Origin of the sequence: Mangrovibacterium diazotrophicum, assembly GCF_003610535.1 — a bacterium.
Classification (GTDB): Bacteria; Bacteroidota; Bacteroidia; order Bacteroidales; family Prolixibacteraceae; genus Mangrovibacterium; species Mangrovibacterium diazotrophicum.
This window is the reverse complement of sequence record NZ_RAPN01000004.1, coordinates 135,580-157,584: the sequence shown is the minus strand read 5'-3', so window position 1 is coordinate 157,584 and position 22,005 is coordinate 135,580. Positions and strand designations below refer to the sequence as shown.

The following is a 22,005-nucleotide window of genomic DNA, read 5'->3' as shown; positions in this document are numbered from 1 at the left end:
CAAAATAATGTATTTTTGTAACGCAAATAAACGAAATATGGATTTTAAAGCACAATTCAATTGGCTATTTCAAGAATCCTGGACCCTACTTGGCGAACCCAAAAAATTCTGGAAAAAGAAATTAGCTGAAGGATTTTCTCAATCGATTGTTGTTACATTTTTTATTCCACTGGTCGTACTGGCTGGTGTTGCGATCCTTTTAGGCGAAATATTCTGGAACGAAGAATTGCTTTGGTCTTATGCCATTTTTAAGTCGCTGCGCGAAATCTTCAGCTATCTGGTCCAATACTTCATCACTGCATTGGTGATGATCCGCTTGCTGGAGAATTTCAAGGGAACTTCGAATAAAACAGTCCTGTACAACGTGCTGGCCTACTCGTTGCTACCTTTCATCATCGCGTCGATTGTCACCGGGCTTTTCCCCGGGCTGTATGTACTTGGAATCATTGGATTGTACGGATTTTACCTGCTGGTTTTAGGTATTCAAACCTGCCTGGAAATCCCCAAGGAAAATCAATCCCGCTTTATCATCCTTTCAATCTTGCTGATTGTTTTTATTTTTGGAACAGTCAACGTAATCAGTTGGAAAATTTTACAGTCAATCTTCCCATATGGCGCATAAACCAGTCAATATCAACATCAAAAACAAACGGGCTTACTTCGAATTTGAAATTCTGGAGAAATTCGTTGCGGGAATCCAATTGGTTGGCACCGAAATTAAATCCATTCGTAACAGTAAAGCCAGCATTGTGGAAGCGTTTTGCCGCTTTGCCAAAGACGAGCTTTACGTGGTGAACATGAATATTTCGGAATACGACTTCGGAAACATCAACAACCATGCTGCACGCCGAGACCGGAAATTATTGCTGAACCGAAAGGAACTGGAAAAACTGCAGAAGAAGATCAAAGAGAGTGGTTTAACGATTGTCCCACTGAAGCTTTTCATTAGCGAAAAGGGAATCGCCAAACTGGAGATCGGACTGGCAAAAGGAAAAAAACTGCACGACAAACGTGAAACCCTGAAACAAAAAGATGCCAGCCGCGACATGGATCGGGCCATGAAGTTCTAGCGACATCTATCATAAAAATAAAGGACAAATCAGACTTTTATCGGAGATTACCTATTGACTGTCATAGGAATGATGTTGTATATTGCTTTTTCATTGAAAAAATCCGATCATAATGAAAAAAGCGATTCAACTCATGGCTGCTATCACAGCCCTACTCTTTCTTTCCGCACAACCAGCAAAAGCACAACTTTTAAAAAAACTCCAGGACAAGGTCAACAAGAAAATTGAAAACCGGATCGATCAGGAAGCTGACGAACAAATCGATAAAACCCTCGACCAGGTTTTTGAAGGCGATTCAACTTCGGCACAAACAAACGACGACTCCAGTGACCTTAGCGACCAGCAACGCATGAGCAACATCATGAAAGGCCTGGGCATGAGCGGCGAACCAGTGCCAATTGCCGACAGCTACCACTTCCAATCCAAGATACAGATGCATATTGAAAGCTACGACGACAAAGGTAAACTGGAGAGTGACGGAGAGTTTATCACCTGGGTGAGCCCGTCGATGAAAAACTTTGCCTACGAATTTGTTTCCGGCAACATTGCCCGCGACGGGAAAGGCCTGATCATTATGGATGTGGAGAATAATGCCATGATCATTTTGAGTGAAGAAGATTCAAAAAAGACGGGAATTGTTTACGGGTTCAACCCCGATGCATTTTCGAGTTGGAGCGATTCGCTGGCCGACTACGAAGATTATGAACCGGCAAATGTCAACCTGAATCCCTATCTGGAAAAAACAGGACGGACCAAAACCATTTCGGGCTATAGCTGCGACGAATACCATTACAACAACCCGGAGGAAGATACCGAAGCCAATTTCTGGCTCAGCAAAGAAGCCGATTTTTCAACAAAAGATATGATTAGCTCCATCTTCAAGACAGCCAGCTATTCGAATGGCATGCCGTGGGGCTTTATTATGGAATCGGAATCGTGGAACAAAAACACGAAGGAAAGAAACCTGATGAAGGTGACCGAAATCAATAAAAACGCCAATACCCGCTTTAACCTATCCGACTACCAGATTACAAACCTGGGAAGTATGAATATTCCCGCAGGGAACTAAAAAGAATGAAAATCCTCGTTTGTTCGAAAGTGCACAAACGAGGATTTTCGCCCTTAAGGAACGATTTCCATCTGATCCATCGAAATGATGTCCTCGCCCTTGTAACGCAACATGAGGTTGGCAACCGCCAAGGTATCCTTTTCGCAATAACGAATGATCCGGTCGATATCATTCTCCTCGAAATAAACCGAAGCCACCTGGCTTCCGTCAATATCATCCTTTGGGGTCGGAATGTCGAAAGCGGCGCACAACAAACTTAGTGAGGTGTAATTTTTAAAATCACCGAACTTCCAAAGCTGCAGCGTATCTAGCAACTTGTCTTTCACATCCCAGGGTTTCATGCCGGCAATGTTCAGAATTCGAGGCAAGCGCACTCCCAAAATCAACGAGCGTCGCGCGATGTACGGATAGTCAAACTCCTGGCCGTTGTGGGCACAAATACAACGTGACGTGTGCGAGGTAAATTTATCGAGCATGTTATTGAAGTCGGACAGCAATTTTCGCTCGTCGTCATCATAAAAAGATTTTACCCGAAACACCCGATCGCCGTTCTTCTGCACGACAAAACCAGCCGAAATACAAATAATACGCCCGAACTCGGCATAGATACCGGCCCGCTCGTAAACTTCGCCCGGCGTCTGATCCTCCTTCCGGAAGAAAGTGGACTTGCTTTCCCAAAGCTTTTGAAACTTTTCGGGCACCTCGCTGAAAGCCGGGTATTGAGGCACCGTTTCGATATCCAAAAAAAGAACGTCTTCAATATTGAGGTTGTACAGCATTGCTTATAAAATTTGCTTGATGAAATTGGTCAAAATACGAATGGCCACTTCGTTGTTTCCGCCCTCCGGCACGATGATGTCGGCGAAGCGTTTGGTCGGTTCAATAAACTGCAAATGGCTCGGACGCACCGTTTCTTCGTAGCGGGTCAATGTTGACTGAACGTCACGTCCACGTTCAATAATGTCGCGCTGAATAACCCGCGACAGCCTCAGATCCGAATCGCAATCCACAAAAACCTTGATATCCATCAGCTTGCGGAGGCTGGAGTTAGCCAGCACCAAAATCCCCTCGACAATGACAACGGGCTTGGGTTGAACAGTGGTTGTTTGTTCGGAACGGGTACAAGTCAGATACGAGTATTCCGGTTCTTCAATCGGCATTCCCTTTTTCAATTGCTCCAAATGTTTGTTCAATAAGGAAAACTCAATCGAATCCGGGTGGTCAAAATTCAGCAAACGTCTCTCCTCGAGTGTTAAGTGACTGTTATCTTTGTAATAGGAGTCCTGCGATAAAATGGCCACTTCTGACTCGGAAAACTGATTTGCGATTTTGTTAACAACAGTTGTTTTGCCTGATCCAGTGCCACCTGCAATGCCAATGATGATCATATTATCTTTTTACGCCAAAGATAAAAGATGAAATCTTAATTCGGGAAATGATTTTGCAGCTTTATGGCAGCTTGATTTGAAAGTATTAAATTCGCGCAGTAATTAATCATTCAATACAGCAAGATCATGTTGAATCACGTTGTGCTATTTAAATTCAAAGCATATCCTTCCGACGAGAAACAAGAAAAATTAAACCAACTAAAAGCTGCTCTGCTTGGACTGAAAGAAAAAATCGCTGAATTGAAGTACATTGAGGTAGGCACCAACTACGAACTCGATGCAAAATCATTCGATCTTTGTTTGATTACTCATTTCGAGAACGAAGCCGACCTGAAAACGTACGCTGTTCACCCCGAACACCTGAAAGTTGTTGAACTGGTAAAAGAGTTCACCGAAAATCGGGCTGCGGTAGATTTCGAATTTTAATTTTTAATTTATATAACCTATTCCATGCAGAACCTTTATCCTCTTAAATTCACACCACTTTACCACGACAAGATCTGGGGTGGTCATAAGTTGAAAACAGCCCTTGGCAAAGATTTCGGCGACCTGCCCAACTGTGGCGAAAGCTGGGAACTTTCGGGCGTTACCGGTAATATTTCGGAAGTTAGCAACGGCTTTTTAGCTGGCAACAACCTCGAAGAACTCATCGAAGTTTACATGGGCGACCTGGTTGGCGACAAAGTATATGAAAAATTCAGCGTTGAATTTCCATTGCTGATCAAGTTCATCGACGCCAACGACGACCTGTCGGTTCAAGTTCACCCGAACGACGAAATGGCCAAAGAACGTCACCAGGCGTTCGGAAAAACCGAAATGTGGTACGTGCTGCAGGCCGACAAAGGCTCCAAATTGCAGGTTGGGTTCAATGGCCCAATGGACAAAGAGACCTATTTGAAAAAGATGGAGCAAAAAGAAATCATGGACGTGCTGAACTTCGTTGAAGTTGAAGCTGGCGATGTTTTCTTCATGCCGGCCGGACGTGTCCACGCAATTGGCAAAGGAATTATGGTGGCTGAAATTCAACAGACATCAGACATCACTTACCGTATTTACGACTACGACCGTAAAGATGCCAACGGCAACGAACGCGAACTGCACACCGAGTTGGCAGTCGACGCCATCGACTTCACTTACAACGACAGCTACAAAACCGATTATACAATCGAAAAAAATAAACGAACTGATGTTGTCAAATGTAACTACTTCAATACCGGCATCCTCGAATTCGACGCCACCATTGAAAAAGACATTTACGGTTTAGACTCGTTCGTTATTTATATTTGTGTTGAAGGCGAATATGAAATCAGCACCGCCGACTACACGGAAAAAGTAAAAATGGGCGAAACAATTCTGGTTCCCGCTTCTGTACACCAGTACAAACTGAAACCACTTAGCCCGAACGTAAAAGTATTGGAAGTACATTTATAGAAGTCCTGAGTAGTGAGACATGAGTATTGAGTTCTTTGTACTCACGTATCGTGTCTCACGACTTTTACCAAATAAATCAAAGCTTTAACGCAGCCACAAATAATAATGGAAATAAAGACTGCCCGTTTTTTGATGAGTAACTCCAGCGTACAGAAGTGCCCGGATCCCAACATGCCCGAATTTGCTTTTATCGGACGTTCCAATGTTGGCAAATCCTCGCTCATCAACATGCTGACAAACCACAAGAAACTGGCAAAAACTTCAGGCCGCCCCGGCAAAACACAGCTCATCAACCACTTTGTCATTAACGATAATTGGTACCTGGTCGATTTGCCCGGATATGGCTACGCCAAAGTGTCTAAAAACCAACGCAATAAATTCCAGGCCTACATCTCCGACTACATCATCAACCGCGAAAACCTCTATTGCCTTTTCGTATTGGTCGATTGCCGTCACGAACCGCAAAAAATCGACATGGAGTTTATTGAATGGCTGGGTGAGAAGCAAATTCCATTCGCCCTGATATTTACCAAGAGCGACAAGCTCGGAAAAAACCAGCTGCACAGCAATGTAGCTGCCTACAAAAAACAACTTCGAAAAACCTGGGAAGAACTTCCCCCCATTTTCATGAGCTCGGCAGAAACCGGCTTTGGTAAGGAAGAAATTCTCAATTTCATAGCAGAAACCGACCCCAGCCTTGAAAACATGGTCTAATCGTGAAAATCAAATTCTTCAGTCGTGAACGATTCCGAAAAAAGCGAAAGTTGAAAGTCGATTTTTTCACGATAATTTGAAGTTTTTTTTACCTTTGCGACCATCTCCAAGGCACTTAATTAAAAACGTAAATATGGGAAGCAAGAAACCCCTTAAAATTTTTACAGGAACAGCCACAACGTATTTAACTTCAAAAATTTGCAACAGTGTCGGAGTAGATCTTGGTAAGTCAAGCTGCCCCGTTTTCGCTGATGGTGAATTTGAACCATGTTACGAAGAGACCATCCGCGGGTCTCATGTTTTTATTGTCCAGTCTACTTTTCCGCCAAGCGACAACCTGATGGAATTGTTGTTGATGATTGACGCTGCCAAACGTGCTTCAGCATACAAAATTATTGCTGTGTTGCCATACTTTGGTTTTGCCCGTCAGGACCGTAAAGACAAACCGCGTGTTTCAATTGGTGCCAAATTGGTTGCCGATTTGTTGTCGGCCGCCGGTGTCGACCGTGTGATCACGATGGATTTACACGCCGACCAAATTCAAGGATTTTTCAATGTCCCTGTTGATCATCTGTATGCTTCGTCACTCTTTATCCCGTTTATTAAAAAAATGGGCTTGCGCGACGTCGTAATCGCATCGCCTGACGTAGGTGGTACAAAACGGGCCAACACTTACGCCAAGATGTTGGGTACCGACATGGTTATTTGCCACAAATCGCGCGCTAAAGCGAATGTGATTGGCGACATGACCCTGATTGGTGACGTTCGCGATAAAGATGTAATCATCGTAGACGACCTGATCGATACTGCCGGTACAATTACAACTGCTGCCGGCCTGATGATCAAAGAAGGAGCGAACTCGGTTCGTGCATTTGCTGCTCACGGTTTATTATCGGAACCAGCTTACGAACGTATTGAGAATTCAGCTCTGCAGGAAGTTTATTTTACCGATTCAATTCCTCCAAAACGCGAGTCTTCAAAAATAAAATACATCTCTGTAGCAGGTGCTTTCGGCGAAGCGATTATGCGAGTATATAAAAATGAGTCAATCAGCTCGTTGTATTTCAAGTAATTTTATATCTTTGCACCGCTTTTTCCGCACGGCATGAAGTTATGTATGCTGTTTGCCCTTTCACCGAAAAGGGAGGACTGAGTACCATAATTATTAATTTAAGATTTATAAAAAGATGAAATCAGTAGCAATTAATGGCGAATTGAGATCAGCCATTGGTAAAAAAGATTCAAAAAAATTAAGAGCTGAAGAAAAAGTACCTTGTGTACTTTACGGTGGTGAAGAACCAATTCACTTCCAGGCTGACGCTGCAGAGTTCCGTAAAATCGTTTATACTCCGAACGTTTACCTGATCAACCTGACAGTAGACGGTAAAGAGCACACTGCGATTATGCAAGACATTCAATGGCATGCGGTTGAAGAACAAATCCTTCACATCGACTTCCTGAAAGTAGATCCTACAAAACCGATCAAAGTTGAAGTTCCTGTAAAAGTTGAAGGTTACGCAAAAGGTATGCGTGCAGGGGGTAAAATGAAATTGAACCTTCGTCGTTTGAAAGTAAAAGGTTTGGCAACAGATCTTCCGGATTCAATCAAATTGAACATCGACCACCTGGAGTTGGGTCAAAGTATTAAAGTAGGTCAAATTTCTGTGGACAACCTGGAAATTATGAACTCAAAATCAATTCCTGCTGTAACAATCATGATTACACGTGCTGCACGTGCTGCCATGAATGCTGCCGCTGCTGCAACTCCGGCAAAAGGAAAGAAAAAGTAATTCTTCTTTTCTGCCTCGCAGCCTGAGCTGCACCGTATCAATTTGATTTAAAAACTGATACTATTTGTAATGAAATATCTGATAACTGGATTAGGAAATCCGGGGAAGGAGTACGAAAACACCCGGCACAACATCGGGTTTAAAATATTGGACGCTCTGGCAGATGCGTCCAATATTGTTTTTAGCGACCGCCGTTACGGCTATGTGGCTGAATTCAAATTCAAATCCCGGACATATATTCTGCTGAAACCGACCACCTACATGAACTTGAGTGGTCAGGCTGTACGATACTGGTTGAAAGAAGAGAAAATACCAATCGAAAACCTGTTGGTGTTGACCGATGATTTGGCTCTCCCTTTCGGCACCCTGCGCCTGCGCGCTAAAGGCGGCGATGCCGGTCACAACGGGCTGAAAAGCATTCAGGAATGTTTGGGCCGCAACGACTATGCACGCCTTCGCTTCGGCATTGGCGACGATTTCCGCAGAGGTCAGCAAGTGAACTACGTTTTGGGCGAATGGAGCAAGGACGAAGCGCTCGACCTGCCCTTGAAAATTGATACCAGTATTGAAATCATCAAAAGTTTCGGGACAATTGGAATTGCCCAAACGATGAACGAATTCAACAAGCGTAAGTAATGGAGCACCAGGTACGAATCGATAAATGGCTTTGGGCTGTGCGCCTGTTCAAAACGCGCAGCCAGGCAACCGAGGCCTGCCGCAAAGGACGGGTCATGGTCGACAAAGTACAGGTAAAGCCTTCACGAATGATCAAGCTGGGCGACATTGTCCAGATCAAGAAATCGCCCATTACCTACAGCTTTAAAGTATTGGGGTTGATTGAAAAACGCGTAGGTGCCAAACTGGTGGCCGAGCACATGCTGGATGTGACTCCGAAAGAAGAACTGGATATCCTGGAGACACAAAAACACATGTTTATCCTGCAGCGTGATCGCGGAACCGGCCGGCCAACCAAAAAAGAACGTCGCGACCTGGATGATTTCTTTGAAACCGACGAACACGACTGGGAAGCCGATTGGGATTTTTAACTGACAAATCCCTGTCGCAAAACGAAGCTCAACTTTGGAATTTGGATTTTGAAACTTTGGATTTTCATCATATGCTGATTGCTCAAGAAAAAAGAAAAACAAATATCGCAGAATACATCCTGTATATCTGGCAGCTGGAGGACTTGTTTAGAGCCTTGAACTTCGATATGGAGAAAGTGGGCTCGGTACTGGTGTCTCAATTCAATGTTGATGAAAACACCCGCCTCGACATCTACCAATACTATAAAAATATGGTGTTGATGATGGAAAAGGAGCAGGTCAAAGAAAAAGGACACATCCAGGCCATTAAGAACGTGACCGACGATTTAAATCATTTTCACCTTTTGCTGCTAAAATCTCCGGACGATCGCCAATACAAAGCGCTCTACCAAATTGCCAAGCCGCTGCTCGACGAGTTCAGGCTGAAAAGCAATGATGTGAATGCGCATGATGTGCAGGTGATGCTTCAAGCGCTCTACAGTGTGATGTTGCTGAAACTTCAGCAAAAGCCGATTACAAAGGGAACCGAACAGGCAACCGGACACATCAGCAAGCTGGCCGGCCACCTGGCAGCACGGTTCAAACAAAACGAAGAAGGTGATTTCGATCTGTACGAATAAGTTTCGAGGGAACTACAAAAAGCGATCTTTCAGCGAATCATCGGGCAACCAACAAGCGCTGCGACGCCCGAACCAATGCATCCGATTGCGGGCAATCCAACGATAAATTGCATCCCGCCAGCTTTTGGGCAACATGTAGCCAATTTGAAAAATGCGCCAGATTCCTCCAAGCTCTCCGGCAATTTTCAGCGCTGCGTCGGCATAAATAAAAGCTTCTGATTTTTCGATGAGGATAATGGAATCGACTGAATCCGGAATCTGAAAATGGGCTCTCCATTTCGTTCCGACTTCACTTTCCAATGGAGCGAACACAAAAATTCGTTTTGAGTCGAACTTAAGGATTCGCTGAACGACTCCGCTGCATAAATGACAATACCCGTCAAACAAAATCAGACTCTTGCCTTCGGGTAGTTCAATCATTTGTTGTTATTAAAATCTTTGACCAAGCCGTCGCAAAGCCAGTTAGCCAAAGCCTGACGGTTGTTTTCCATCATGAAGCGCTGCTGATCGCGACCGTGGTTAATATTACCAAGCTCGATAAAAACCGCTGCCGGATAGGAGTATTTCAGCATAAACAAGTTCCGGTCAGAAACGGTTCCGTGGTAGCCGCGGTTGGGTTGATGATAATCGTATTTTTCTTTGAAGGTCTGCTGCAGGTTCCAGGCCAATTTACTGCCGGTCTTACTTCTCTTGTCGTGGTAGAAGAACACATCGATGTTCTCTCCTTTACTACGCGAATCCACGTGGATGACCACCAAACGTTGAAATTGGCCTTTATTCGCTGTATACAATTTATTCACCGCATCTTTACGCTGACGAAGCCGGCTCATTTGATTTCGCGGAATGGCATCTCCCGGATAACACACTTCATCCTTATCCGGCTTCAAAATACTTTCATCACGAATACCATCCTTTTTATCCTGTATAATCATATAGACTTTTGCGCCGCGTTCTTCCAACGCCTTCGACAAACGCAGCGTGACATCGTAAGCATATTCGTCTTCACACAATAGGCTGTTTCCCAAATGCCCGATTGCGCCCGGGTCGGGCCCGCCATGCCCGCTCACCAAGTAGAATATGGCACCTTTCAAACTGGAATCTACCAATTTGAAATTTTCGTACTTATCACCATATAAACTGTTACGCATTGATTTGCCGCCTGAAGACGATGTAGCTTTCACTTCGGTAGTTGACGTCGGAGCCGGAGCACTCTCCTCTCCTTTTACAATCGGTAGCTTGTAGGTTTGCCCAACAAAAACAGAATTGTCCTTTCCAATTTTGCCCTTGTTCAATTCAAGAAACTCATTCATGTATTCGCCCGGCGAAAGGCCATTTCGTCTCAGAATCGTGTAGATACCGTCGCCTTTTTGGGCTTTTACTGTCGGGTAATCCTGCGCATGCAGGTGGGGAAGTGAAACTAGATTGAATAAAATAATTGCAACTATCTTGGTTAGTTGGTTAACAGAAAACTCTAACTTTAACTCTTTCATGCATTCGTTTGTTTCAGTAAAAACCACGGGAATAATTGGAAAGTTTAAAAAATTCCCTGATTTTTCGGATTCAGTTTACAATTATTCAATTTTTTCGAAATCGATAAAACCAGATGCGTAAAATAGTTCTCCTAATTGCCGCTTTATCAGTCTTATTGTCCTGTAAAACTAAACTGATTGTACATGATTTCAAAGCTGATAATATTCCAAATTATCAAAACATTTCAACGATCGACTCGTCAATTGTGAATTTCGTACAGCCCTATTCAGCTGAACTTGACCGCGAAATGCATGAAGTGATCGCAGAAAGTAGCGTTGAGCTGATCAAGAAGAAACCCGAAAGTTTACTTACCAACTACCTGTCGGACTTAATCTTACACGAAGGACAGATGTTCGCTTCAAGGTATCCCGGACGCCCTATTCCGGACGCCGCTTTCTTAAATTACGGCAGCATTCGCATCAACCTTCCGAAGGGCAAAATAACTGTTGGTAAAATTTTTGAAATGATGCCGTTTGAGAATGAAATTGTTATTCTGAAACTGAAAGGAGAAGATCTTTGGAAGATGGCCGATAAGATTGCTGAAAACGAAGGAGACTGCGTGGCGGGTATGAAACTAACCATTAAAGATGGAAAAGTGGAAACCTTCGAGATCAACAATAAACCGGTGAACAGAGGAATTAATTACTGGCTGGTAACAATCGATTACGTAGCCAACGGAGGAGACGATATGACCATGTTTCAAAACCGGGAGACCATTATTAATACCGGAATCAAACTTCGGGATTGTTTTATTGAACACATGCAAAACGAATACGACGCAGGGAGAACCATTTCACCAAAACTGGACGGGAGGATTATGTATGAGTAACAGACGCAAATTTTTGAAACGACTAACCGCTGCCTCTGCTGGATTGGCATTGACCAACTTGCCCGAATTGGCTTTGGCGAAAAACGACTTACTGAAACTGACCATTCTGCATACGAACGACGTTCACTGCCAAATCGATCCGGTTTCGGCAGATGATCCCAACTATGCAGGCCGCGGTGGATTGGCGCGTCTTTCAGGTTTCATCAACCAAATCAGAAGCCAGGAAGAAAATGTGCTGCTACTCGATTCCGGCGACAGCTTCCAGGGAACGCCTTATTTTAACTTTTACAAAGGCGAATTGATTCTGAAAGTGATGTCGGAAATGGGATACGATGCCTCTACTTTAGGAAATCATGAGTTCGACAACGGGCTAGATGCGTTGAACCGGGCACTCGACTACGCCAAATTCCCCTTTGTAAACAGCAATTACGACTTCTCGCAAACCAAGCTCTACGACCGTTTCAACCGCTTCGTTGTTTTTCGGAAAAGCGGGATCAAAATCGGGGTGTACGGTTTGGGTATTGAATTGAAGGGCATTGTCAATAAAAAGAACTACGAAGGAACCGTATACAACGATCCGGTGGAGACAGCGCTTGAAATGGAATCCTACCTGAAACTGGAGAAGCAATGCGACCTTGTTGTCTGTCTCTCTCACCTGGGACTGCAATACAAAAACGACAAAATATCGGATATGACACTTGCACCCAAAACCAGCTACACCGACCTGATTTTAGGAGGGCACACACACACCTTCCTCGAAAAACCAATCGAACTGAAGAATGCGCTTGGCAACCAGGTACGAATCAATCAGGTTGGATACCGCGGATTAGTGTTAGGGCGAATCGATTTGATATTCGATAAATCAGGAAGCGGATCACCACTCGCTCTTAGTCAATCAACATACAATCACGTATGAAACAAGGCTTAAAGTATAGTCTTTATGCTTTCTCTGCCGCATTCCTGCTAAGTCTGCCCTGGCTGGGCTGGCTTCCGGCCTGGATTCTGTTGGTTGCTTTGTTCCCCGTTCTGCTGCTCGAAGACGAATTGTCGGCAAAAGTACCGGACAATCCTTACCTCATATTTAACTACTCGTTTCTCGGCTTTTGGCTCTGGCACCTGTTTACCATTTGGTGGGTTGTAAAAATTACAGTCTGGGGCTTCCTGTTTCTCTCAATCATGAATGCCATGTGCATGGCCTTCGTTTGGTGGATCTTTCACCGAATGAAACAGAAGTTCGGGAAAACACTGGGCTACCTCATTTTGATCTCGGGCTGGCTTAGTTTCGAATATTTTCATCATCGCTGGGAAATTGAATGGCCGTGGCTGTGCCTGGGAAACGGTTTGGCCAGCCAAAACAAGATAATACAATGGTACGAGTATAGCGGAATGCTAGGCGGAACCTTGTGGATCCTAATATCCAATCTTTTGGTCTTTTCAATTTGGAAGAAACTGAAATCCCGAAATGGAATCGCTGTCATTGGCAGGCTAACAATGTGGCTGCTGGTCGTGTTCATCCCTGTTTTCTGGTCACTAAACCTATATAATAATTACAACGAAGGAGGTAAGAAGGTGGAGTTCGTCTTGCTTCAGCCCAATGTTGATCCGTTTACGGAGAAGTTTTCCGGACTTTCGCCCGAACAGCAGCTCGATCGTCTGTTACATTTAAGCGACTCACTGGTTACGCCACAAACAGAATTTGTAGTAGGCCCCGAAACCTGCCTACCTGAAATTTCTGAAGATAGTAGCTGGAAGGACAATCCCTTTATCAAACCGTTCATGGCAAGAGCAAGGCATCAACAAAACCTCAAGTTTATCCTGGGCGCCATGACCCGAAAAAATTGTGAAGCTGGTGCTCCCCTACCCGATGCCGCTCGTTACGATGAGCTACAAAACCAATGGTACATGCTTTATAACTCTGCGCTTCAAATTGATAGTTTCGGCGTTCAGGTCTACCACAAAAGCATCTTGGTTGCAGGAGTTGAAAAGATGCCTTTTCAGCATTACCTGAATTTCATGAAAAACCACAGCCTCGATCTTGGCGGAACTGCCGGAAGTTTGGGCTCACAATCCGAGCCTTCCGTTTTTCACTCGGATTACACCGTTGCTCCGGTCATTTGCTTCGAGTCGATGTTTGGCCAGTATCTAACTGAATTTATCCGAAAAGGAGCCGATTTCCTTCTTATTATTACAAACGATGGCTGGCTGCAGCGATCATCGGGTTATCGCCAGCATTTGGATGTGGCCCGAATCCGCGCCATAGAAACACGAAGAAGCGTTGCCCGATCAGCAAATACGGGTTTATCAGCACTTATTAATCAACGTGGAGATATAACGGAGAAAACAGCCTGGTGTCGGGAAACCGGGATCCGTGGACAGATCCAGTCCAATCAAAAATTAACTTTCTATGTGCAGTATGGTGATTACTTGGGGCGTATTTCGGCTTTTACAGCCAGCCTTCTGCTTCTTTTTTACCTGGCCCAGTCGCGAATTCGAAAACGGAAATAAAAAAATCCGCACCAATTCGATTGCGCAAAATCCCTGAATAACAGGATTTGAGTGCCGAAACGCTCAGACTTCCACCGGTAGTAAACTACTCACCCCGATATTTATCGGGACTACAAGGCCTGTCTTTACATTCCAAAAGCTTTCTCGGTTTAATGTAAACTGTTGAATTTGCCAATTGTGAATTAATGCGGAAATATCTTTGTTTAGAACGTTTTCTGAATTCAAAGATAGAAGCAAAAGCCATTTACTCCAAGCAAAATCGCTGTTTTTACAACATCGGAATAATATGTAATTGATTTAGAACAACATCTGACAGGCCGCGGCTTTCAGCGCAAAACCTTCCCCATTTTTTGGCGTAGAAATGCCTTGAAAATTCTTTTTACACCTTTCATTCTGAAACTCAGCACATCACCAAAAACATTCAAAAAAAGAGCTATTTTTTTGCATTAATTGTTTTGCAGAAGTAAAAAGTAGTTCTATATTTGCACGCACGTTCAGAGGAGCTACAGAGACAGTAGCCAAACATATTGAGAAAAGATAGCGAGAGATTAGCTGCTTCAACGGAGAGATGGGTGAGTGGCTGAAACCAGCAGTTTGCTAAACTGCCGTACGGGTAACCGTACCGGGGGTTCGAATCCCCCTCTCTCCGCGTTAAAATAAAATCGGGATGTAGCGCAGTCCGGCTAGCGCACCTGCTTTGGGAGCAGGGGGTCCCAGGTTCGAATCCTGGTATCCCGACAGATTAGTAAACTAAAGAAAACTAAAAGCCTGTAAGTCATATGATTTACAGGCTTTTTTGTTTTTAGCATAGTCAGTTTATATCAAATAATATCAAGTTTCTGGTGAGTTAAACGGTGAGTTCAAATTTAGTTTACCTTTGAACTCACCAGAAGCACCTAATCACCGAATATACAATGAATTACAAAGCTCTATTTTTGTAATTATTTCCGTATAATTTGCTCCGTTTTGACTTATTCCGGTGAGTCTTTTTGACTATTTACACAATGAGTTGCTCCAAAAACAATTCAAATCATTTTAAAAATTATTTGACTATGAAAACAACTCACACATTCGGCATTCGATTCATTTTAAGAACTTTAAAGAACGACAAAGAAAGCGGGCTGGTCTACGCAAGAATCACCGTTAACACGAAAAGAATTGAAATATCGTTGAAAAAGACTGCCCTCGTCAACGATTGGAACCTTTCAAAAGGTGTTTTAAAAGGCAATGGAGCAGAAGCCAGAAAGTTCAACAGCTACCTGGAACTTATTCGTTCCCAGATCACAGATGCTTATCGGGAACTCCAAATTAATAAAGAGGACATAACCCCGGATAAAATCAAATCTCTCTTCCTTGGAGAATCAATCGATTCACATTCATTATTGGAACTGGTCGAGTACCATAACACGACCCAAGCCACAACACTGGCCCCCGGCACTCTGAAAAACTATTTCACGACAAAACGCTACCTGGAACGCTTTGTCAAAAAGCAATTCCGTAAAAGCGATGTAGACCTGATCAAGTTAAACTTCAAATTTGTCACCGATTTTGAGTTCTTCCTTCGGGATTTCCAACCAATGGATCACCAACGACCGCTGGACAACAACGGGGTGATGAAACACATGGAGCGATTCCGCAAAATGACCTCCTGGGGCATCAAGCTGGGATGGCTAAAGCAAAACCCGTTTGAGAACTATAAACTAAAATTCAAACGATCAGAACGAGGCTTCCTCTCAGAAAAGGAATTACAAGCGATTGAAAACAAAACGTTCAAAATTGAGCGCCTGCGTCAGGTACAGGACATGTTTATATTCGGTTGCTACACTGGCTTATCCTATACAGACGCCAGCAATCTATGTCCACACGAAATACAGGTAGGTATGGACGGGAATAAATGGATTATATCAAAACGGCAGAAAACAGACACCTCTCTAAAAATACCACTGCTGCCGAAGGCACTGGAAATCATCCGAAAGTACCAGGACCATCCCAAAGCCCTAACCCGGGGTAAAGTGTTTCCCTTAATCTCCAACCAAAAAGTGAACAGCTATCTTAAGGAGATTGCAGATCTATGCAATATCAACAAGAACCTAACTTTCCATATTGCTCGTCACACCTTTGCCACGACTGTTACCCTGAATAATGGTGTACCTATTGAAACGGTCTCGAAAGTAATGGGACATACTTCTTTAAAAACAACGCAAATCTATGCGAAGATTTTAGACCATAAGATCTCGGAAGATATGGGACTGTTAGGACAAAGACTTATGGAGAACAAATAACAAGCTGACACATTTTCGTTATCTATTTGACAGGTCTTCCAAGACAGTTCGAAATAAAAATCATCCGGAATACAAATTGACAGCCCCCTAAGACAGAGAAATACTTTCCGCCGCTAAACGAACAAAAAAAGCCCGATTTGGGCTTTTCTTATATCTCTCCATTGTCTGCCATGCTATAATATTCAAAGGATGAAATAATCAAGTGATCGAGAAATAAGATATCAATCACTTTACAGGCTTCTTTGAGTTTGGAAGTTATCTTCCGGTCTTCCTGGCTTGATTTTAAGTTTGCGGAAGGATGATTATGGACACAAATGATAGCACTTGCATTTGCTTTTAAAGCTCCCTGGAGAACAATCTTTACATCAACAACAGTCCCTGCACAACCGCCCTGGGAAATCCAATTTAAACCCAGAAGACGATTGGCTCGCGAGAGATACAGCACTGCAAAACTTTCCCGGTAATCTAGATCAGGCCATCCATCAACAACTGCAGAATAAACATCTCCTGACGAAGTAATTTGCAACTGCTGTTTTGGATCGACGCGGTGAGAATAACTGATTTTAATTTCTGCGATCTTACTTGTAAAAATCGTATTTCTATTCATTCTATTTACCCATGCCCTTGGGTTTTGTGTTGGCTACTGGCTCGCCGGTTAAACTCAAATCTGAGTTTAGTACCATTGAGCTGGCACGGATAAAGGCAAGGGAAACGCGCTAGCGGAGTTCATATACCCTTGCCTGTTCCGGGGAGCGATCAATAACTTTCGGTGGATTTGAGTGGAATGGGTGCCTCTACTTCAAATAGTAATTGACACTTTCATCAACGCTCCTGAAAACAGAGTTGGCTATTCTAACACACCGTCATAAAAAAGCTGTTTCGTTTTCTGTGTTCATCCCGGTTTGGCTCCCTGATTTGTCTGAGTGATCCCGTGCATCCGGATATTCTCTCTTAGCCTACTGATTCGTTCTGCCTGGTAAAAATTAATCGCAATTGAGACTATCATAAAGAACAGGAGAAAAAGCAGCAAATGAATAACCGATCTACGCCTGATCTTCAATTTCGATTGTTGCTGTTCTGCTTTTATGAAGTTGTCCAACTTCTGCTCCAACCTTATCTCCATCTGCTTTAACGTTGAGCCGGAAGCGCTTTTATCTTCCTTTATCATCTTCAGGTGCTCGCTTATTCGCTGCAAAATACGTTCAAGGACCTGTCGACTTTGTCTGAGCTGGTTTACTTTTTCATCATCTTCAGTAAAGCCGTTCGCTCCCGGATGGCTTATCTTTTCATCTATTTTTTGGAGCTTCTCTTTCAGCTCCTCAAACATTTCATTTATTGTCGCATTCGTTGTCATTTCGTCTCTTCTGCTTTCAAGTTTCTCGTTTTACATTGTCGGTCCTTTTCTGCGCTTGGCTTTCTTAGGAACGATTTGACGCTCCTTTCTTCTCTCACACTCATTCTGCTTGTCTATGGCTCGAATTAAACTTGTTAAATAGTTACCGGGCACATCTGTCTGGTTCCCTCCATGTTGCACTTGACCTCTTTGGTTTTGCAGCTCAATTTTTCGGTTGCTTTCCATTTGAGCTGTAATCATTGAAAAGCTGAATTGGCGATCCACCTTTGATCCGCTGAAGCTGTATCCGTTCATCGCAAAAGTCACTCCCTGGACTTCTGATGTCTTTCCCCTGAATTTGAATTCAACAGTGATTTGAACATCTTTAAGCTTATCGATTAGCTCATCCCAGTTTTTGCATCCCGGCAGACTTATCTTCAACGCTTCATAAATCCTGTACTTCGTTTTATCCGGCTCCTTTAACCGGTGCGAGTTGACCTGTTCTTTTCCCTTTGCGAAATAAAGACCAAACTGATGAGTCAATTCCTTGCAAATCTTCTCACTCCGGTAGCGATCATTCTTATCCGAAATTGTCTTTCCTTCATCATCAACCCGGTTAAACACAAGGTGAACATGGGGATGTTCTTTGTCGTAATGTCTGACCAAAAGGTACTGCGTGTTTTCAATCTCCATGGCTTTCCTATAAGCGTCCGCGATCTCTTGCATTCTTTCGCTGGTCAAAGTGGGTTTATCTTTCGGGGAGAAATCAAGGGAGATATGCCCTACCGGACTCTTGATTCGACTGTTCATCCCGGCCTGGATCCGAAAGCTCTCGATGATGCTCTGATGGTCCTTGGTTCGTAGTCCTTCAATTTGCAGAAGCTCTGCCTGCTTTTCAGGATTCAGCACGTAGTTGACCACCCCGCTGAAATCTTGCCCTTTGACAATCTTAGCAATCATGAGTGATCTGGCTTAGAAGCTTATCAATTCCTTCGGCCAGTTGCAGGTATTCTCCCCTGGCGCCATGGTAACCTCCTGCATTTGCTTTTTTGGCAATCTGGTTCAGGTTATTGGCCATCCCGGTTAGTTTCCGGATTTGGATATTCAGATCGGGACTAACTCGCTCTTTGACTTCAACCGTCCCAACTGCCTGGCGAACAAATTCACTCAGGTTCATCCCGGCGCTGCGTGCTTTTCCTTTCAACTGGTAGTACTCACCTGTATTCAGCTTGACGTTAATCCGGTAAGTTCTCTTTTCCGATTTTTGCTTGTGGGGGCGTCCTGTTCTTGTTGTTTCACTCATGGCTTTGTTCTCGTTTTAGACCAGCGGGATGGACTTTCCGGTTTTGGTATGACCAAACCATAAACTTGCTAAGCCCCTTCGCTCTGATTGGTATTCTCTCTTGTAAAGCTAGGTCGAAAAGAACAAAAACAAAAGAGTCAAAACAACTCAATATGAATCAATTGAAATGACATCCATTTTTCAAAAGAAGAAGAAAAAACAGTCAAAAAAAGAAAAAGAAAGGCAAAAAAAATGCTGCCTGGTTGAAAAAGCAAGGTTGTTCTGCTCAGATCAAATTAAATCGCATCAAATACAACTGACAAAAACAAACGGCTGAACACTCGCCCCCGACCTTGATTTTTCAAATTCCCAGGCGGCTAAATTGACTTTTCTTTTTGGTCTTTGACGGAAACAACCATCTCCGTGGTTCGAAAAAAAAACAGGTGGGGTGTTGGTGCAGCGATAGCGAAACCAAACATCCCGCCTTTGTCGCCGAGGCTTTATGCCGGACTGAAAGGGAAGGCATAGGGCCGCAGGAGAATCTCAAAAAAACTCCGTCTCCAATGTCTCCCAATTAGCCCCGAGGAAAATCAATCGGACTTTCAGAAGAAACGCCCCTACCCGAAGGCTTCTTTCAAATCCTTCTTTTTCTTTTCAGATTTTCTTTTTCTTCTTGTTTATATCTGTTTATTCTGTTTATAAAGAGTGTATCACTTGCTGTATCACTTCCAATATCACTATTGATACAGGCAAGGTGAATTTTTCCGTCTCCGGTATCACCTGCGGTATCAGTTCTGCGACCACTTATGATACCGGTATCACCAGCAGTATTTCCTGCCGTATCATTTTCGAGACAGCCGGAAGTACCGGTATTGTTTGCTGTATCTGTTGCTGTATTTCTTGAAGTATCATTTCCGCTATTCCAGGAAGTACCAGTATCAGCAGCAGTATCACTTCCGGTACCGCCAGTAGTTCAGATACAAGCTCGTCTGTCTTAATATTTTACTTTTCTCTGGCAAACAGCGCTCAACTCGAGCTGAAGTGTCTCCAGAATCTCGTCCAATATCGCCAATTTCTCTTCTGTCAATCGGGAAATATCATGATGGAACCGGTTGTTGTGCGCGACCAGTTGAAAGAACTTTTCTCCTCCTAACTTTTCAAAAAGGAATTCCATCTTCTCTAGTTTTGGTTCAGCGTAGACACAAAGCTTCCAAAAACTTAGGGCAGGAAGGTAATTGGGCAGATAGCTTAGTCTTGTGTAAACAAAAGTCCAGAGAATTCTAAGCACGGACTTGCTAAACAGGCCTTCCAAGCCAAGCAAGCTTTTAAACAATAAAACAATAAGCCCGACCTATGGGCCGGGCTTGCTTTCTATTTGGTTTTAAATTTACGGTTGCATTTCAAGTCTATCGAATTGCGCACTGATCAAAGATCAGCGTGAGCAGTGGAAATCCCAACGAAACCTTTAAAAAGGAGTTTTACGGAAACCGGAAAGTTCAGCAGCTATAGGGAGCCCATCCGTTCCCATATCACCCATCTTCCAGTTCCTACAGTGGAGGAGCCAGCATAGATTAATACCCTCTCTTCTATTTTCCACCAACGTATCATAGTCGCACACTTCGCCCGACTACTATTTTCAACGTTTTTTTTTATTTGATTGAAAATCGGGTTGATAAGATTCAACATACTCCTTGTGTGCAAACCCCAACTCTGGTTATGCAAAAAGACTATCACTAGTTGGATTTTTCTTTAATACCGTTGACTATCACCAAGAGGAATTATCTCGATAATACCTTCCTTGGGTAACAATTCAATTTGATCTATGTCGATATTCCTCATTGTTTCAAAAAACAAAAGTTGATTCCAAGATGCATCCTCATTTTTTACGACCATAGTAACATCAATAATATCATTTGATATAGTAGTGTTCAAATTGTACACGTAGAGTGAGTAGCCGTTAACATCTAAAACAAATCGATTGAATAAATACTTCTTTTCGTCTATCTTTATCAAAAATGAGTCTACTCCTAAAACAATCCAGTTTTCAACAACGGTACTTTTATATCTACCATTATAGTTTGCAAGAGCATTTTCTTTAGTTAAACTATGCTTCATTACCGTAAAGTAATCTTCAGTTAATGCTTCCTTCTCAACGCGTGGTTGTAAATCAAAAGTCACTATCCTATTACTGTCTTTGACCTCGACTGGATTCCAAGCTTCAGGATAAACAATATTCAAATTAGATGAACTAAAAACATCTTTGTTCCAGTTAATTTCTATTTCTCTATTGGGTGATACATTATATCTCCATTTTCCAACTGCCTTTCGATGTGAATAATATCCTTTCTTACATAAATTTCCATCAATTTTATAGATAAATTCACCGTTGAAAATTTTATCTAACTCAATATTCGTTGAGTCATTGATTACAACAACCTGTCCATTATTTATCACTATATTATTTAATGTAATAATTTGATTTTTACAACCAACAACAACTAAAATCAGAATGGCAAAATATTTTAATTTCATATTATTAAAAATTAATTACTGCTTCTTTCACTGTACCAACAGAATAAGTAGTCTTTCCGTCTTTTGCAATTGGGATTTCCACAGCCAATCCAATTGCTGCTTCGTTTGTTTTCTCTCCGCTACTTTCAGTGGAAGAAGAAACTGAAATATAAGCCTTTGCGCTCACATTCTCGTTGTCGACTCCAACACTTACCTCCCCTTTAGTTGACACATCTCCGTTACCATCAACTTCAGTACTAAGTGTCGTATTTACAGGCATTCCGTCACCTGTCTCGAAAAAAAAAAAAACGGCTATTTTATTGCGGCACACATCAAAAGTAGGATGATCATTAACAAACCGACGTCAAAGGTCTATTTAATTCCTCAAAATCCCGCCCCCTTTCAACTAAAAGCTTAGAAAGGTTTGTATTAGACCACGAACATTAATCAATCCACATCCAGGAGATTCACCCATTAATTCAATCCTCTGGCCTTGTAATACTCAAGAGGTCCTATCCACCTAAATACCAGCAGCGTTATCACCGTTATTGTCGCTGCCCTCATCACAACAGATAAAGGTGAATTGAATTTTTTTAATTTACCGA

The 22,005-nt window shown here is 42.9% G+C and carries 26 protein-coding genes and 2 tRNA genes; 17 read left to right on the top strand and 11 right to left on the bottom strand.

Annotation, left to right across the window (positions count from 1 at the left end):
- The first annotated feature begins 37 nt into the window (after nucleotides 1-37).
- The 3 genes from BC643_RS20370 (at nucleotide 38) to BC643_RS20360 (ending at nucleotide 2,139) form a co-directional block, all read left to right on the top strand.
- Nucleotides 38-622 carry a Yip1 family protein gene (locus BC643_RS20370; RefSeq protein WP_170154641.1) on the top strand — a complete coding sequence of 195 codons (585 nt, stop codon included), beginning with the start codon at nucleotides 38-40 and terminating at the stop codon, nucleotides 620-622.
- The gene (gene smpB / locus BC643_RS20365) at nucleotides 612-1,070 is read left to right on the top strand and encodes an SsrA-binding protein SmpB (RefSeq protein WP_120275132.1); all 459 of its coding nucleotides are present in this window, start codon (nucleotides 612-614) and stop codon (nucleotides 1,068-1,070) included. Before BC643_RS20370 ends, smpB begins: the two co-directional genes overlap by 11 nt.
- A gap of 112 nt (nucleotides 1,071-1,182) precedes the next feature.
- Nucleotides 1,183-2,139, top strand: a complete 957-nt coding sequence (locus tag BC643_RS20360) for a DUF4412 domain-containing protein (protein WP_120275131.1) — start codon at nucleotides 1,183-1,185, stop codon at nucleotides 2,137-2,139.
- Nucleotides 2,140-2,192: 53 nt separating this feature from the next.
- Here the strand turns inward: BC643_RS20360 and BC643_RS20355 are convergent, their stop codons facing one another.
- Together BC643_RS20355 and udk are read right to left on the bottom strand one after the other, a co-directional pair.
- Complete coding sequence (locus BC643_RS20355) at nucleotides 2,193-2,918, bottom strand: ribonuclease H-like domain-containing protein (RefSeq protein WP_120275130.1); 726 nt, start codon at nucleotides 2,916-2,918, stop codon at nucleotides 2,193-2,195.
- A 3-nt stretch (nucleotides 2,919-2,921) separates the two neighbouring features.
- Nucleotides 2,922-3,527, bottom strand: coding sequence for a uridine kinase (udk, locus tag BC643_RS20350; RefSeq protein WP_120275129.1), 606 nt, complete (start codon nucleotides 3,525-3,527; stop codon nucleotides 2,922-2,924).
- Nucleotides 3,528-3,653: 126 nt separating this feature from the next.
- On the opposite strand from udk, the gene BC643_RS20345 reads away from it, so the two are divergent.
- The 8 genes from BC643_RS20345 (at nucleotide 3,654) to BC643_RS20310 (ending at nucleotide 9,128) form a co-directional block, all read left to right on the top strand.
- The gene (locus tag BC643_RS20345) at nucleotides 3,654-3,953 is read left to right on the top strand and encodes a Dabb family protein (protein WP_120275128.1); all 300 of its coding nucleotides are present in this window, start codon (nucleotides 3,654-3,656) and stop codon (nucleotides 3,951-3,953) included.
- 24 nt (nucleotides 3,954-3,977) lie between these two features.
- A complete protein-coding gene (locus tag BC643_RS20340) occupies nucleotides 3,978-4,958 on the top strand; it encodes a type I phosphomannose isomerase catalytic subunit (RefSeq protein ID WP_120275127.1) in 981 nt (326 codons plus the stop codon).
- Between the two features lie 105 nt (nucleotides 4,959-5,063).
- A complete protein-coding gene (yihA, locus tag BC643_RS20335; RefSeq protein ID WP_120275126.1) occupies nucleotides 5,064-5,672 on the top strand; it encodes a ribosome biogenesis GTP-binding protein YihA/YsxC in 609 nt (202 codons plus the stop codon).
- A 133-nt stretch (nucleotides 5,673-5,805) separates the two neighbouring features.
- Complete coding sequence (locus BC643_RS20330; RefSeq protein WP_120275125.1) at nucleotides 5,806-6,744, top strand: ribose-phosphate pyrophosphokinase; 939 nt, start codon at nucleotides 5,806-5,808, stop codon at nucleotides 6,742-6,744.
- A 115-nt stretch (nucleotides 6,745-6,859) separates the two neighbouring features.
- Nucleotides 6,860-7,462, top strand: a complete 603-nt coding sequence (locus BC643_RS20325; RefSeq protein WP_120275124.1) for a 50S ribosomal protein L25/general stress protein Ctc — start codon at nucleotides 6,860-6,862, stop codon at nucleotides 7,460-7,462.
- 69 nt (nucleotides 7,463-7,531) lie between these two features.
- Nucleotides 7,532-8,098: an aminoacyl-tRNA hydrolase gene (gene pth / locus BC643_RS20320; protein WP_120275123.1), complete on the top strand. Its 567-nt coding sequence runs from the start codon at nucleotides 7,532-7,534 to the stop codon at nucleotides 8,096-8,098.
- Nucleotides 8,098-8,508 (top strand): RNA-binding S4 domain-containing protein, encoded by a 411-nt coding sequence (locus BC643_RS20315; protein WP_120275122.1) that lies wholly within the window; start codon nucleotides 8,098-8,100, stop codon nucleotides 8,506-8,508. The genes pth and BC643_RS20315 overlap by 1 nt, the downstream gene beginning before the upstream one ends.
- 71 nt (nucleotides 8,509-8,579) lie before the next feature.
- On the top strand, nucleotides 8,580-9,128 hold the full coding sequence (locus BC643_RS20310; protein WP_147377293.1) for a DUF4924 family protein: 549 nt from the start codon (nucleotides 8,580-8,582) through the stop codon (nucleotides 9,126-9,128).
- Between the two features lie 12 nt (nucleotides 9,129-9,140).
- Here BC643_RS20310 and BC643_RS20305 read toward each other — a convergent pair whose 3' ends face one another.
- Nucleotides 9,141-9,548: a thiol-disulfide oxidoreductase DCC family protein gene (locus tag BC643_RS20305; RefSeq protein ID WP_120275120.1), complete on the bottom strand. Its 408-nt coding sequence runs from the start codon at nucleotides 9,546-9,548 to the stop codon at nucleotides 9,141-9,143.
- Nucleotides 9,545-10,618 (bottom strand): N-acetylmuramoyl-L-alanine amidase family protein, encoded by a 1,074-nt coding sequence (locus tag BC643_RS20300; protein ID WP_120275119.1) that lies wholly within the window; start codon nucleotides 10,616-10,618, stop codon nucleotides 9,545-9,547. The genes BC643_RS20305 and BC643_RS20300 overlap by 4 nt, the downstream gene beginning before the upstream one ends.
- A 113-nt stretch (nucleotides 10,619-10,731) precedes the next feature.
- On the opposite strand from BC643_RS20300, the gene BC643_RS20295 reads away from it, so the two are divergent.
- The 6 genes from BC643_RS20295 to BC643_RS20270 all read left to right on the top strand — a co-directional run bounded on the left by BC643_RS20295 (nucleotide 10,732) and on the right by BC643_RS20270 (nucleotide 16,274).
- On the top strand, nucleotides 10,732-11,487 hold the full coding sequence (locus BC643_RS20295) for a 5'-nucleotidase C-terminal domain-containing protein (RefSeq protein ID WP_120275118.1): 756 nt from the start codon (nucleotides 10,732-10,734) through the stop codon (nucleotides 11,485-11,487).
- On the top strand, nucleotides 11,480-12,403 hold the full coding sequence (locus BC643_RS20290; protein WP_120275117.1) for a bifunctional metallophosphatase/5'-nucleotidase: 924 nt from the start codon (nucleotides 11,480-11,482) through the stop codon (nucleotides 12,401-12,403). Before BC643_RS20295 ends, BC643_RS20290 begins: the two co-directional genes overlap by 8 nt.
- A complete protein-coding gene (lnt, locus tag BC643_RS20285) occupies nucleotides 12,400-13,992 on the top strand; it encodes an apolipoprotein N-acyltransferase (protein ID WP_120275116.1) in 1,593 nt (530 codons plus the stop codon). Before BC643_RS20290 ends, lnt begins: the two co-directional genes overlap by 4 nt.
- A gap of 562 nt (nucleotides 13,993-14,554) precedes the next feature.
- Nucleotides 14,555-14,641, top strand: a tRNA-Ser gene (locus BC643_RS20280).
- Nucleotides 14,642-14,655: 14 nt separating this feature from the next.
- Nucleotides 14,656-14,730, top strand: a tRNA-Pro gene (locus tag BC643_RS20275).
- A gap of 314 nt (nucleotides 14,731-15,044) precedes the next feature.
- Entirely contained in the window at nucleotides 15,045-16,274 is a 1,230-nt protein-coding gene (locus BC643_RS20270; protein WP_120275115.1) for a site-specific integrase, read from the top strand.
- A gap of 148 nt (nucleotides 16,275-16,422) precedes the next feature.
- Here the strand turns inward: BC643_RS20270 and BC643_RS20265 are convergent, their stop codons facing one another.
- The 7 genes from BC643_RS20265 to BC643_RS20230 form a co-directional block, all read right to left on the bottom strand.
- Nucleotides 16,423-16,881 (bottom strand): JAB domain-containing protein, encoded by a 459-nt coding sequence (locus BC643_RS20265; protein ID WP_120275114.1) that lies wholly within the window; start codon nucleotides 16,879-16,881, stop codon nucleotides 16,423-16,425.
- Nucleotides 16,882-17,166: 285 nt separating this feature from the next.
- Nucleotides 17,167-17,601 carry a hypothetical protein gene (locus tag BC643_RS20260; protein WP_147377292.1) on the bottom strand — a complete coding sequence of 145 codons (435 nt, stop codon included), beginning with the start codon at nucleotides 17,599-17,601 and terminating at the stop codon, nucleotides 17,167-17,169.
- A gap of 57 nt (nucleotides 17,602-17,658) precedes the next feature.
- Entirely contained in the window at nucleotides 17,659-18,567 is a 909-nt protein-coding gene (locus tag BC643_RS20255) for a relaxase/mobilization nuclease domain-containing protein (RefSeq protein WP_120275112.1), read from the bottom strand.
- On the bottom strand, nucleotides 18,557-18,910 hold the full coding sequence (locus BC643_RS20250; protein ID WP_120275111.1) for a plasmid mobilization protein: 354 nt from the start codon (nucleotides 18,908-18,910) through the stop codon (nucleotides 18,557-18,559). The genes BC643_RS20255 and BC643_RS20250 overlap by 11 nt, the downstream gene beginning before the upstream one ends.
- A 973-nt stretch (nucleotides 18,911-19,883) precedes the next feature.
- Nucleotides 19,884-20,063 carry a hypothetical protein gene (locus BC643_RS23330; RefSeq protein ID WP_147377291.1) on the bottom strand — a complete coding sequence of 60 codons (180 nt, stop codon included), beginning with the start codon at nucleotides 20,061-20,063 and terminating at the stop codon, nucleotides 19,884-19,886.
- A 575-nt stretch (nucleotides 20,064-20,638) separates the two neighbouring features.
- Nucleotides 20,639-21,421, bottom strand: coding sequence for a hypothetical protein (locus BC643_RS20235; protein ID WP_120275108.1), 783 nt, complete (start codon nucleotides 21,419-21,421; stop codon nucleotides 20,639-20,641).
- A gap of 4 nt (nucleotides 21,422-21,425) precedes the next feature.
- Nucleotides 21,426-21,680: a hypothetical protein gene (locus BC643_RS20230; RefSeq protein ID WP_147377290.1), complete on the bottom strand. Its 255-nt coding sequence runs from the start codon at nucleotides 21,678-21,680 to the stop codon at nucleotides 21,426-21,428.
- Between the last annotated feature and the right edge of the window lie 325 nt (nucleotides 21,681-22,005).

Bases quoted from the DNA above. Each gene is read 5' to 3' on its own strand.
- BC643_RS20255 (WP_120275112.1), bottom strand. From the start codon at position 18,567: ATGATTGCTAAGATTGTCAAAGGGCAAGATTTCAGCGGGGTGGTCAAC.
- pth (WP_120275123.1), top strand. From the start codon at position 7,532: ATGAAATATCTGATAACTGGATTAGGAAATCCGGGGAAGGAGTACGAA.
- BC643_RS20360 (WP_120275131.1), top strand. From the start codon at position 1,183: ATGAAAAAAGCGATTCAACTCATGGCTGCTATCACAGCCCTACTCTTT.
- BC643_RS20310 (WP_147377293.1), top strand. From the start codon at position 8,580: ATGCTGATTGCTCAAGAAAAAAGAAAAACAAATATCGCAGAATACATC.
- BC643_RS20230 (WP_147377290.1), bottom strand. From the start codon at position 21,680: ATGCCTGTAAATACGACACTTAGTACTGAAGTTGATGGTAACGGAGAT.
- BC643_RS20250 (WP_120275111.1), bottom strand. From the start codon at position 18,910: ATGAGTGAAACAACAAGAACAGGACGCCCCCACAAGCAAAAATCGGAA.
- BC643_RS20340 (WP_120275127.1), top strand. From the start codon at position 3,978: ATGCAGAACCTTTATCCTCTTAAATTCACACCACTTTACCACGACAAG.
- BC643_RS20290 (WP_120275117.1), top strand. From the start codon at position 11,480: ATGAGTAACAGACGCAAATTTTTGAAACGACTAACCGCTGCCTCTGCT.
- BC643_RS20270 (WP_120275115.1), top strand. From the start codon at position 15,045: ATGAAAACAACTCACACATTCGGCATTCGATTCATTTTAAGAACTTTA.
- BC643_RS20300 (WP_120275119.1), bottom strand. From the start codon at position 10,618: ATGAAAGAGTTAAAGTTAGAGTTTTCTGTTAACCAACTAACCAAGATA.
- BC643_RS20325 (WP_120275124.1), top strand. From the start codon at position 6,860: ATGAAATCAGTAGCAATTAATGGCGAATTGAGATCAGCCATTGGTAAA.
- BC643_RS20295 (WP_120275118.1), top strand. From the start codon at position 10,732: ATGCGTAAAATAGTTCTCCTAATTGCCGCTTTATCAGTCTTATTGTCC.
- BC643_RS20345 (WP_120275128.1), top strand. From the start codon at position 3,654: ATGTTGAATCACGTTGTGCTATTTAAATTCAAAGCATATCCTTCCGAC.
- lnt (WP_120275116.1), top strand. From the start codon at position 12,400: ATGAAACAAGGCTTAAAGTATAGTCTTTATGCTTTCTCTGCCGCATTC.
- BC643_RS20370 (WP_170154641.1), top strand. From the start codon at position 38: ATGGATTTTAAAGCACAATTCAATTGGCTATTTCAAGAATCCTGGACC.
- smpB (WP_120275132.1), top strand. From the start codon at position 612: ATGGCGCATAAACCAGTCAATATCAACATCAAAAACAAACGGGCTTAC.
- BC643_RS20265 (WP_120275114.1), bottom strand. From the start codon at position 16,881: ATGAATAGAAATACGATTTTTACAAGTAAGATCGCAGAAATTAAAATC.
- BC643_RS20305 (WP_120275120.1), bottom strand. From the start codon at position 9,548: ATGATTGAACTACCCGAAGGCAAGAGTCTGATTTTGTTTGACGGGTAT.
- BC643_RS20315 (WP_120275122.1), top strand. From the start codon at position 8,098: ATGGAGCACCAGGTACGAATCGATAAATGGCTTTGGGCTGTGCGCCTG.
- BC643_RS20355 (WP_120275130.1), bottom strand. From the start codon at position 2,918: ATGCTGTACAACCTCAATATTGAAGACGTTCTTTTTTTGGATATCGAA.
- BC643_RS23330 (WP_147377291.1), bottom strand. From the start codon at position 20,063: ATGGAATTCCTTTTTGAAAAGTTAGGAGGAGAAAAGTTCTTTCAACTG.
- BC643_RS20260 (WP_147377292.1), bottom strand. From the start codon at position 17,601: ATGTTTGAGGAGCTGAAAGAGAAGCTCCAAAAAATAGATGAAAAGATA.
- BC643_RS20330 (WP_120275125.1), top strand. From the start codon at position 5,806: ATGGGAAGCAAGAAACCCCTTAAAATTTTTACAGGAACAGCCACAACG.
- BC643_RS20235 (WP_120275108.1), bottom strand. From the start codon at position 21,421: ATGAAATTAAAATATTTTGCCATTCTGATTTTAGTTGTTGTTGGTTGT.
- udk (WP_120275129.1), bottom strand. From the start codon at position 3,527: ATGATCATCATTGGCATTGCAGGTGGCACTGGATCAGGCAAAACAACT.
- yihA (WP_120275126.1), top strand. From the start codon at position 5,064: ATGGAAATAAAGACTGCCCGTTTTTTGATGAGTAACTCCAGCGTACAG.